The organism is Bacillus sp. JJ1764 (genome assembly GCF_036962145.1).
Classification (GTDB): Bacteria; Bacillota; Bacilli; order Bacillales; family Cytobacillaceae; genus Neobacillus.
The window spans coordinates 5,513-17,835 of record NZ_JBALNY010000189.1 but is presented as its reverse complement, the minus strand read 5'-3'; the positions used below and the strand labels follow the sequence as shown (position 1 = coordinate 17,835).

Sequence of the window (12,323 nt, the reverse complement as noted above, 5' to 3'; positions counted from 1 at the left end):
AGGAGTCTTCGTTCCTTCCGCTCCAATCAACAGGGTTTAAAATCAACAGTATTCTTTAACATAGCTTTTGAATAAGAAAAATATCTTTCTAAAATTTGCTTCATCCCTTAGGATAGTATGTGGGGAGGAACGTTTATGACACAAGTAGTTTACAGACGAAAGCATTATCCACGAAAAACTTGGGTAGTGGGCGGATTGATTGGAGGGTTATTGCTTATTATTTCTGCCATTACTCTATTATTATATCCGTTTGCGTCGAAAGAGAAAGTGGCCTTTTTTCAAGGGAATCATCCCATTTTGTTCAATGGAAGGCAAGCAGGAAATGCAATAATAGATGGAGACAAGGTTTATGTCTCTTTAGCTTTTTTACAAAAAAATATCGATAGCCATATTCGGCTGGATGAAAAGTCAAACTCTATCATCATCACCACTAAGGATAAAGTTGTCCAAATGCCTAGTGATTCATTAACCTATTTTATAAATGATCAACCAGTATCTTTACCCTTTTCACCAATCAAGAACTCGGACAGTAAGCTTTATATTGCAGTTGAACCACTTCTTTCTTTTTATCCGATTCAATATAAAATACTGTCAGATCGCAATGCCATTTGGATTCTACAGAATGGAGACAAATATAGTGATGGCATAGTAAAAGATCAGGATATTAATCGTGAAAAGCTAAGACTAAGGACAGAACCAACACTCCGATCACCATATACTGCAGAAGTATCGAAAAAAGAAGCAGTCTATATCGAAGGTGAAAAAGATCATTTCTATTTTGTTCGGAAAAGGAATGGAATGAGTGGATACATTCAAAAGAATTATGTTAAACAGGGTAAGGTACATAAGATTACCATTACCAATGAGATAAGAAATTATCAACTTCCGAACATGAAGAGGCCCATTAATTTAACATGGGAGGCTGTTTATACCCGAAATCCGGATGTAGCTAAAATAACGGAAATGCCCGGTCTCAATGTGATTTCACCTACTTGGTTCTCTTTAGGTGGGGAAGATGGATCCATTCACAATTTGGCATCAATTGATTATAGTCATTGGGCGAAACAAAGAGGCTATCAGGTGTGGGGGCTTTTTTCCAATTCCTTTGATCCGGAACTGACTGGTAAAGTATTCAAAGACTTTGATACTAGGAAAAATATCATCAAGAGATTACTTCAATATAGCCAGATGTATCAGTTGCAGGGGATTAATTTCGATATTGAAAATGTAAATCCTGAAGACGGACCGCTTGTCACTCAATTTATCAGAGAAGCGGTTCCATATCTTCATGAAGCCGGCCTAGTTGTTTCAATGGATGTTACGTTTTCTACAGGAAGTAGCTCGAACAATTGGTCTAGTTTTTATGAGCGTGCCAAGCTCTCAGATGTCGTTGACTATTTAGTTATTATGGCTTACGACGAGCATACAGCGGCAAATGGGCCAGGAAGTGTGGCCAGTTTGCCATGGGTAGAAAATAATTTGCGGAAATTATTGCAGGAGGTTCCTGAGAAAAAATTAATCCTCGGAGTTCCATTATATGCAAGACTCTGGAAGGAACAAACGACCGCCAATGGCGGCACAGAATTAACTTCAAAGGCATTGACAATGGAACAGGTTAAAACGTGGCTTGCTGAAAAGGGAATCCACCCTGTATATGACGAGGAGACAGGGCAAAATTATGCGGAATATATTGCTACCAATGAAAATGCAACCTATAAAATTTGGATTGAAGATGAGCTGTCCTTAAAAAAACGAATTGATTTGTCACTTAAATATAAATTGGCAGGGGTAGCTAGTTGGTCCCGATCCTTTGGAGACCCAACGGCCTGGACAGCTTTGGATATTAGTAAAATGGTTGTTCAAAAATAGTGTTTGTAGACCGGTAAAGTACCGGTCTATTTTCATTTGTAAACATTATTGGTCTAATTAAAGTCAAATTTATTACAAAAATATGGAGAATTTTCAAACCATTTGTAAACTGATTGAAAGCATTAGAGTGGACTCTTATAATGAGGTAAAATCCATATATGATACCAGATGAATAACGGCCTAGGAATGTTTGTAGGCCGGTTTTACTAGTATTTTTTTGTAGAAATGGGGTGATTAGATTGGCAACAAAGCACCAACGATATTGTCACAGATATCCAGATATTAAAGTTTTATATGTAGAGGATGAAAGGTATTTTAGGGAAAAACTACTCAGGGTGCTTAAAAGGCGTTTTTCACAAATTTATGTGGCGGAAGACGGTACGGAGGGATTTGATTTATTTCAAAAATATCACCCAGATTTAATTATTGCAGATATTAAGATGAACCCAATCGGCGGGCTTGAAATGATCAAAAAAATTCGACAGTTAGACGATCAAGTGCAGATTATTGTGACAACAGCTCAAGATGATAATGATTGTTTTATTCAGTCCATTGAACATAAAGTCAATCATTTTATCTTAAAACCGATAAATTTAGAGCTTTTTTTACAAGGTGTCCAAAAAGCAGTTAGTGCTATTCAGCTTAATAAGAAAAGTGCAATGATTGATCCATTAACACGAACATATAATCGTCAGAAATTTATGGAAATTATTGAAAATGAGATCAACAGGGCGGAAAGATATGATCATTTTTTTTCTATCATCCTCATAGGCATCGAAGAAGAAAAAGAAGCAAACAATACAATCTATCAGCATGTTGAAAATGAGGTTTTTACAACTGTTTCCACCATCATTCAACAACGAATTCGAGAAAGTGATATTCTCGCAAGATGGGAAGAGGATAAATTTATCCTGCTTACCCCAGAAACAAATTCGCAAGGCGCCTTTGCGTTAGCCGAATCCATACGTTTGATTATTGAAGAATACCCTTTTAAAAACAATGGAAAGATTTCCTGCAAGGTTGGAGCAGTAGAATTTTCCAAAGGAATATCAAAATTGGAATTACTCCTTCTCGCGGAGGAGTCACTTACCCAATTTAAAAAGGATGGGAGAAATCAGACATTATTACATGCTAAGGAACTTTAAGAAGGTGACATCATGATCTATCTTGCAATTTCCCTCTCCCTCCTAATTGGTTTTGGCTTATCCCAGGTCATATTCAGGGGAAGTGGATTTATGAAGAATTTAAACGAAAGTGAGAAAAAATATCGGGAACTGTCAGAAAAATATGAAATGGAGATTCACAATTTAGAAAAAAGAATCCAAGAAGAGGTCGCCAAAAATCGGGAAAAGGATCATATCTTACTCCATCATTCTAAGCTTGCGGCAATGGGTGAAATGATTGCCAGTATCGGACACCAATGGAGACAGCCTCTAAATAGTTTGTCATTACTGGTTCAAGACGTAAGAGAAGCATTGGAATTTGATGAGGTTGATCATCATTATATCGATCAATTTACCAGAGAGAGCATGATTCAAATTAACCTATTGTCGAGAACACTCCATGATTTCCGGAAATTTTATAAAATGAGCAATGAAAAAAGTGCTTTTTCAGTAGCTGAAAGCATTGAGGATGCGCTTGCTATTTTCTCTTTAAATCTAAAAAAACACGGGATTCAAGTCAAATTTGAGTATCGAGGACAGCAAACTGCCTTTGGTTATCCAAATGAATTTAGTCAGGTCGTACTTAATATATTAACCAATGCTCGAGATGCATTTGTTGAAAAAGATATCCAAGAACGGATTCTTTACATTACGATCCATGAATCAAATGAGTTTGTCATGGCTGAGTTCAGAGATAATGCGGGTGGAATTAAACCAGAGGTAATTGATAAGGTATTCGATCCATATTTTACAACGAAAATGCATGGAACGGGCCTTGGTCTTTATATGACCAAGATTATCTTAGAAAGTATGGATGGGACTGTAGCAATGGAAAATATCGGTGACGGCACCTGTTTATGTCTTTCTGTCCCAAAGGTTCATTCCGCTGTTAAACGAGAATTGATTTCTGTATGAATAAACGCTTCCGCAATGTCCGGAAGCGTTTTAATATATATTTTTTTCGGAAACAGGTAAAATATAGGTAATGTGATGATTAGGAGTGAATAATATGGCAGTTGAAAATCCAAGTTTAGAAGAAATTGGCGCGATTTTAAAAAAAGCAAAACGTATTGCTGTGGTTGGGTTAAGCAATAACCCTGATCGCACCTCCTATCAGGTTTCTAAAGTGATGCAGCAAGCCGGTTATGAAATTATCCCGGTAAACCCTACAATCGATGAAGCGCTTGGGGTGAAGGCTGTACCAACATTAAAAGATATTGAAGGGCATATTGATATTGTCAATGTATTCCGCCGCTCCGAACAATTGATGGATGTTGCGCAAGAATTCGTTGGAATCGATGCGGATATCTTTTGGGCCCAACAAGGACTGGTCAACGAAGATGCTTACCACTTTTTGAAAGAAAAAGACTATACGGTCATTATGGACCGGTGCATTAAAGTCATGCATGCATTAACAAAATAAAATATGAATGAAAAGCTGCTAAAAACTGGCAGCTTTTTTTGTTTTTCTCCTAAATCCTTGCCCATTGTATGACAAAGTGATGATGTTTTAAAAATACTTGTTTGCCAAATCGAAATAAATCGCTAAAATAAAGCATAGACGCTCAAAGAAAATATGGTAAAATCAAGTAACGAACATCCGTTCTAATGTTTTTTAAATTCATGATACAATATTTTAGATAATTAAATTTGGTTATAATCGAAATTAGAAGGTTTGTTCTTTTGGCAAGGTATGAAAGGGGAATGTAAGTGGCAAGAAATCAGCAAGCTTTTGAATATAATGATGATGCCATACAGGTACTAGAAGGTTTGGAGGCTGTCAGAAAGCGCCCTGGTATGTATATCGGCAGTACTGACTCACGAGGTCTCCACCATTTAGTTTATGAAATTGTGGATAATGCCGTCGATGAAGCACTAGCTGGCTTTGGCGAGCAAATCATTGTAAAAATACACAAAGATAATTCTATAAGTGTTGTCGATAAAGGGCGAGGTATGCCTACTGGCATGCATAAAATGGGTAAACCCACACCAGAGGTAATTTTAACGGTGCTGCATGCAGGCGGTAAATTTGGTCAAGGCGGATACAAGACAAGCGGCGGTCTTCACGGTGTTGGTGCGTCAGTCGTAAACGCCTTATCAGAATGGTTAACGGTTACAATTAAACGAGATGGATTTGTATATCAACAACGGTTTGAACATGGTGGCACACCTGTCACGACTCTTGAAAAAACAGGAAAAACCAACCAAACAGGAACAACTATTCACTTTAAGCCTGATCCAACCATTTTTTCCACTACTACCTATAATTTTGAAACATTAGGTGAGCGCCTAAGAGAATCTGCCTTTTTGCTAAAGGGTTTAAAAATAGATCTCATAGACGAACGAAATGATTTCCATGATGTATATCATTATGAAAACGGAATTGAGGCATTCGTTACGTATTTGAACGAAGAGAAGGATTCACTTCATCCGGTTTTTAGTTTTGAAGGGGTTCAAAATGGAATTGAAGTGGATTTTGCTTTTCAATTCAATGACGGATATTCCGAAAATGTGCTGTCATTCGTCAATAACGTTCGTACAAAAGATGGCGGCACCCATGAGGTCGGGGCCAAAACAGCCATGACTAGAGTGTTCAATGATTATGCCCGAAAAGTGGGTTTACTGAAAGAAAAGGATAAGAACCTTGATGGTTCCGATATTCGTGAGGGATTATCTGCCATTGTTTCCGTGCGCATTCCTGAGGAACTGCTGCAATTTGAAGGACAAACAAAAGGCAAGTTAGGTACTAGCGAGGCACGTTCCGCAGTTGATGCCGTTGTATCAGAGCAATTGTCCTACATTCTGGAGGAAAATCCTGATATTAGCTCCCTGCTCGTTAAAAAATCAATTAAAGCGTACCAAGCAAGAGAAGCTGCCCGTAAGGCAAGAGATGAAGCGAGAAGCGGTAAAAAGCGCAAACGCTCCGAAACAGTTCTTTCTGGTAAATTAACTCCGGCTCAATCCAGAAACCCACAAAAAAATGAGCTTTATTTGGTTGAGGGTGACTCTGCAGGTGGTTCAGCTAAACAAGGTCGTGACCGACGTTTTCAAGCCGTTCTGCCTTTAAGGGGTAAGGTAATAAACACTGAAAAAGCAAAGCTATCGGATATCTTTAAAAATGAAGAGATTAATACCATTATCTATGCAATTGGCGGTGGTGTAGGCTCTGACTTTAATGTAGAGGATATCAATTACGATAAGATAATTATCATGACTGATGCTGATACGGATGGTGCCCATATCCAAGTTCTATTACTAACATTCTTTTATCGATATATGAAGCCGTTGGTTGAAGCGGGTAAGGTCTTTATTGCCCTTCCACCACTTTATAAAGTTAGTAAAGGTACTGGAAAAAAGGAAATTATCGAGTATGCATGGAATGAGGATGAACTTCAAGTTGCAATGAAAAAGGTTGGTAAGGGCTATATTATCCAACGCTATAAAGGACTTGGAGAGATGAATGCTGATCAACTTTGGGAAACAACGATGGATCCGGAGACACGGACTTTAATCCGTGTGAAAATCGATGACGCTGCCAGAGCGGAGCGACGTGTGACCACATTAATGGGTGACAAAGTAGAACCACGTCGTAAATGGATTGAAAGTAATGTCGCTTTTGGCTTGGAAGAAGATGATTCGATTCTAGAAAATGAAAATATTTCAATCGCAGGGGAGGTTTCTGAAGGATGAGTACGAATGAAAAATTTCGGGACTTACCTCTGGAGGATGTCATAGGGGATCGGTTTGGCCGATACAGTAAATATATCATTCAAGAACGAGCCTTGCCTGATGCTAGGGATGGCTTAAAGCCTGTACAGCGTAGAATATTATATGCCATGCATGTGGAAGGAAATACCCATGAAAAAGGGTTTCGTAAGGCTGCCAAAACAGTTGGTAACGTAATCGGTAATTACCACCCTCATGGTGATTCCTCCGTATATGAGGCTATGGTAAGGATGAGTCAGGATTGGAAGGTTCGAAATGTTCTCGTGGAAATGCACGGGAATAATGGTAGTGTAGACGGTGACCCACCTGCAGCGATGCGTTATACTGAGGCCCGACTCTCTGCGATTGCAGCTGAGTTGATGCGGGATATTGAAAAACAAACGGTGGATTTTATTCCGAACTTTGATGATACATCTTCTGAACCAACTGTATTACCAGCCATGTTCCCCAATTTGCTTGTTAACGGTTCTACAGGGATTTCTGCGGGTTATGCGACTGATATCCCTCCACACCACCTTGGTGAAGTAATAGATGGTGTCATTATGAAAATGGAAAACCCTCAAGCAACCGTTGATGAATTAATGACTGTTATTAAAGGACCAGATTTTCCAACTGGTGGTATTATTCAAGGGCTTGAAGGGATTAAAAAAGCCTATCAAACCGGTAAAGGTAAAATTATTGTCCGTGGAAAAGCAGAAATTGAAACGGTACGTGGCGGCAAACAGCAAATTGTCATTACAGAGATCCCTTTTGAGATCAATAAAGCCAATCTCGTGAAAAAAATGGATGAGTTTCGCCTTGACCGTAAAGTCGAGGGAATTTCCGAGGTTCGCGATGAAACAGACCGTACCGGACTTCGCATAGTGATCGAACTTAAAAAAGACGCCGATGCTGAAGGTGTATTAACCTATTTATATAAAAATAGTGATTTACAAATAACCTATAATTTCAATATGGTCGCTATTCATCAAAAACGACCGAAGCTAATGGGACTCTCTGATATGTTAGATGCGTATATCAGCCATCAAAAAGAGGTAGTAACGAGAAGAACTCAGTTTGATCTACGCAAAGCGAAGGAACGCCAGCATATTGTCGAAGGCTTAATCAAAGCTTTGTCAATCCTTGATGAAGTAATAGCGGCTATCCGCGCTTCTAAAGATAAACGTGATGCCAAGGATAATCTAATCGCAAAATTTGGGTTTACCGAGCTGCAATCGGAAGCCATCGTTTCATTGCAGTTATACCGATTAACGAATACAGATATTACGGCATTAAGAAATGAAGCTGAAGAATTAGCTAACAAGATTGCCGAGCTAACCAGCATTTTGGAAAGTGAGAAAAAGCTCTATTCAGTGATCAAAAAAGAATTAAGAGACGTGAAAAAACGATTTGCAGACGAGCGTCGTTCCAAGATTGAGGCCGAAATCGAAGAACTAAAAATTAACCTTGAAGTCCTTGTCGCAAGTGAGGATGTTATTGTTACAGTGACGAAGCATGGTTATGTCAAACGGACAAGCCAACGCTCCTTTGCTGCCTCAAACGGACAAGATTTTGCAATGAAGGAATCCGACCGACTTCTGGCACAGATAGATGTGAATACCCAGGATGTTGTGCTGTTGTTTACGAACAAAGGAAATTACTTATATTGCCCTGTCCACGAACTTCCGGATATTCGTTGGAAAGACCTTGGACAGCATATTGCGAACATTATTCCAATTGATCGCGATGAGGAAATTGTCCAAGCAATTCCAATAAAAGATTTTGAATCTGATGCCTACCTGGTGTTTGTCACTAAAAATGGCATGGTTAAGAAAACGGAGCTTAAACAATATAAAGCTCAAAGGTATTCTAAGCCTCTTGTCGGAATTAATGTGAAAGACGATGATCAGGTCATTGACGTTCATCTGACTGATGGAACAAAAGATCTGTTCTTAGTTACCCATCTGGGCTATGCTCTCTGGTTTGCTGAGGAAGAAATCAGTATCGTTGGTGTCCGGACTGCAGGTGTGAAAGGAATCAACTTAAAGGATGATGATTATGTTGTTAGCGGTCAACTCCTTTCTGCTAATCCAACCGGTTCTGTTGTGATTGCCACACAACGCGGTTCTGTGAAACGAATGAAACTCAGTGAATTTGAAAGAGCAACACGTGCTAAGCGGGGCGTTGTCATTCTTCGCGAACTAAAAGCAAATCCGCACCGAATTATGGGATTTGTTATTGCTAATGATCAAGATGCATTATTTATCCAAACAGAAAAAGGCTCGATCGAGACTCTAAAGGCAGGAGATATCCGCTTTAGTGACCGCTATTCCAATGGCTCTTTCATTCTTGATGAAGGTGAAAACGGAAAAGTTTCTACTGTATGGAAAGTGGAGTCGACGCTTCCGACTACTGAATAAACAAAAAAAGACTCTCCATAATTTTGGGAGTCTTTTTTCATCTTTTCCCGCAAATTTGGTTATACTACCAAATACTAGAAGTGGGGAGGGAATCAGAATGAAAAAGGAATATGGGCTAGCATTAGTTGCCTTATTTATTTTTTCGCTAACAGCAATTACAGGGGTCAATGCGATTGAGGAAGGTTCTAAATCAATTACGATTACCAAGAAATCGGCGGATGTCACAGGGGATGGGCAAAATGAAATAGTTATGCTAAAAGGGTTCCCTTACCAAGGTGAAGAGGGTTACTTAAAGAAAATAGAGCTTGTAGTTATGGCGACAAACAGTAAGAAATATAATTTCCCGTTAGAGAGTGGTTCAAAAGCGGCTTTGCAGTTAATCGATTTAAACCATGACGGTATAAAAGACTTATTTGCAACAGTTGAGACGGGTGGTAGTGGCGGTATCTCCCTTCATTATCTATATACACTGAAGGATTTTCATAAGACCGACCTAAAAGTACCCGAACCACTAGAATTGGAAACGAAATTTATGAATGACTATAGAGCTGAGATGAAAATTTTAGCAACTGGTAAAACATATTTGTTTGATTTAAAGGATCGAAAAAAATATTACAAAAAATTGGGCCTTTACTATAATGGAAACATAAATGAACCGACTGAATTACATGTAAATCCCTTTAACAGTCTTATTCCCATCATTTTATCGGATGGCACTACAGGATTAAAAGGGATGCAAAGAGTTACAGGCATTGCCAATGCTGATACGATTGCTTATGTAGAATCAATTTGGCGTTATAGTAACAACCAGTGGAATTTACTAAAAGTGAATGTGAATAAAGCTAAAAACTAGGAGACTGCTTCCTAGTTTTTTCATTTTGATTTGACGTTGGTTATATGGAGGAATATAATTAGGTATGCAAATTAATAAGCAACCTAATAATTTAGTAGGTAAACAAAGTGGAGGTAGTAGAATTGGCAGATATGGAGAGCGCCACGGCCCAAAAATTACTAAAAGCATTTATGCACTTTAGAAAAACGGGTTGGCACGAGAAAAAAATCAATGGCTTTAACCCAAGTGAATTCAAAGTGTTGGCCACGATTTATCAAGAAGCAAATGAAAAAAACACCGAGGTGAAAGTATCAGAAATTAGTCAAATATTAAAAGTCACCCCGCCTACTGTAACGCAGATGATTAATGGTCTTGAAAAATCCGGGTTGGTAGAACGGAAGGTAGATCCGGATGACCGTCGGGCTGTTAAAATCAAACTTACCGCGGAAGGGTTAGAAGCTGTGATAAAGGCAAGGAAGACTTTTGTAGAAAATTTTAAAGGGTTAATTGATTACTTGGGAGAAGAAGACAGTGATCAATTAGCAGAATTACTACTAAAAGTTCATCAATATTTTGATGGTTTAAACCGCTAAGTGGATGGGAGATGAATTACGTTGTTAAAACTGACTAGATTTCTTAAACCCTTCCAAATGCCGATTATTCTTGTTTTGATCCTCGTCTTGGCTCAATCCCTTTCAGAGCTTTATTTGCCAACTTTAATGGCAGATATCGTAGATAAGGGTGTTGTAACAGGAGATACTCATTATATTTGGAAAATTGGCGGGATCATGCTGTTGGTTGCGGCAGGTGGAATGATCTGTTCCATTATTGCAAGCTTCTACTCTTCAAAGGCAGCATCTGGGTTTGGTAAATTACTAAGAAGCAAACTTTTTAGTCATGCGAGCAATTTTTCGTTACATGAATTTGATCAACTAGGGACCGCGTCCCTTATTACAAGGACCACTAATGATATTACACAGGTACAGCAGGTACTGATTATGATGCTGCGAATGATGGCCATGGCACCGATGATGTGTATTGGTGGTATTATTATGGCCCTTTCCAAGGACGCAAAATTAACCTTGGTGTTAGCTGTCTCCATTCCTGTTTTGATCATAACAATTGTCATTGTGGCTCGAATGGGAATACCATTGTTCAAGGCCATGCAAGTAAAACTCGATAAATTAAATCGTGTCCTGCGAGAAAACTTGACAGGAATTCGCGTGATTCGCTCTTTCAATCGAGTGAATCATGAGAAGAAACGCTTTGATGCTGCAAACTGGGATTTAACCCAAACGGCAATTAAAGTCAATAAATTAATGGCCATTATGATGCCTATTATGATGATTGTCCTTAACCTTACCACGGTAGCAATCATCTGGTTTGGCGGGATCCGAATAGACAATGGGCATATGGAAGTTGGCGACATGATGGCCTTTATTCAGTATGCGATGCAAATTATGTTTTCCTTTGTCATGCTATCGATGATGTTTGTCATGATTCCAAGAGCCTCCGTATCGGCTGTTCGTATTAATGAAGTCTTTGAAACAATTGCCGATATTCGGGACCCAAATGCCCCTTCACCAGTTACTGGGCAAAAAGAAGGGTATGTTGAATTTCAAAACGTTACTTTTAGCTATCCTGGGGCTGAGATGCCTGCAATATCCAATATCTTTTTTACGATGAATCCTGGTGAAGTAACGGCCATTATTGGCGGTACCGGTTCGGGTAAATCGACGCTCATCAATTTAATTCCGAGATTCTATGATGTTGACAGTGGGAAAGTACTGATTGATGGTGTCGATGTTAGGGAAATGTCACAGGAGAGTCTGCGATCAAAAATTGGTTTTGTACCACAACAAGCAGTTCTATTTACTGGAACCATCACTGAGAATATTCGTTATGGCAAGGAAAATGCAACAGATGCTGATGTGGAGCATGCGGCTAAAATTGCTCAAGCTACAGAGTTTATTTCTAACATGCCTGAAGGATTTAATACCTTGATAGCCCAAGGGGGAACGAATGTTTCAGGTGGTCAAAAACAGCGTTTATCTATTGCTCGGGCTCTCGTACGAAAACCAGAGATTTATATTTTTGATGATAGTTTTTCCGCACTCGATTTTAAGACTGATGCGAAATTGCGAGCGGCCTTGAAAGACGAAACCTCATTAGCAACCACCCTTATTGTAGCTCAGCGCGTAAGCACCATTATGGATGCTGATCAAATTATTGTTTTGGATAATGGTGAAGTTGCCGGGATCGGGAAGCATAAGGAATTAATGGAAACGTGTGGGGTTTACCGAGAAATTGTGATGTCGCAGCTGTCGGAGGAGG

At 39.0% G+C, this 12,323-nt stretch carries 9 protein-coding genes; all 9 read left to right on the top strand.

What is annotated here, in order from left to right:
- Positions 1–135 precede the first annotated feature (135 nt).
- Complete coding sequence (locus tag V7083_RS20990; protein WP_335481618.1) at positions 136–1,869, top strand: glycosyl hydrolase family 18 protein; 1,734 nt, start codon at positions 136–138, stop codon at positions 1,867–1,869.
- A gap of 239 nt (positions 1,870–2,108) precedes the next feature.
- Positions 2,109–3,014, top strand: coding sequence for a diguanylate cyclase (locus tag V7083_RS20985; RefSeq protein WP_335481615.1), 906 nt, complete (start codon positions 2,109–2,111; stop codon positions 3,012–3,014).
- Positions 3,015–3,104: 90 nt separating this feature from the next.
- Positions 3,105–3,947: a sensor histidine kinase gene (locus tag V7083_RS20980; protein WP_335481611.1), complete on the top strand. Its 843-nt coding sequence runs from the start codon at positions 3,105–3,107 to the stop codon at positions 3,945–3,947.
- A 94-nt stretch (positions 3,948–4,041) separates the two neighbouring features.
- Positions 4,042–4,455: a CoA-binding protein gene (locus tag V7083_RS20975; RefSeq protein WP_335481607.1), complete on the top strand. Its 414-nt coding sequence runs from the start codon at positions 4,042–4,044 to the stop codon at positions 4,453–4,455.
- Between the two features lie 287 nt (positions 4,456–4,742).
- Entirely contained in the window at positions 4,743–6,722 is a 1,980-nt protein-coding gene (gene parE / locus V7083_RS20970; protein WP_335481604.1) for a DNA topoisomerase IV subunit B, read from the top strand.
- Complete coding sequence (parC, locus tag V7083_RS20965; RefSeq protein ID WP_335481601.1) at positions 6,719–9,157, top strand: DNA topoisomerase IV subunit A; 2,439 nt, start codon at positions 6,719–6,721, stop codon at positions 9,155–9,157. Before parE ends, parC begins: the two co-directional genes overlap by 4 nt.
- A 97-nt stretch (positions 9,158–9,254) precedes the next feature.
- On the top strand, positions 9,255–10,010 hold the full coding sequence (locus V7083_RS20960) for a hypothetical protein (RefSeq protein ID WP_335481598.1): 756 nt from the start codon (positions 9,255–9,257) through the stop codon (positions 10,008–10,010).
- A 131-nt stretch (positions 10,011–10,141) separates the two neighbouring features.
- Positions 10,142–10,582, top strand: coding sequence for a MarR family winged helix-turn-helix transcriptional regulator (locus tag V7083_RS20955; RefSeq protein WP_335481624.1), 441 nt, complete (start codon positions 10,142–10,144; stop codon positions 10,580–10,582).
- 21 nt (positions 10,583–10,603) lie between these two features.
- Positions 10,604–12,323 (top strand): ABC transporter ATP-binding protein (locus tag V7083_RS20950; protein ID WP_335481595.1); only part of this gene is annotated, 1,720 nt, incomplete at its 3' end.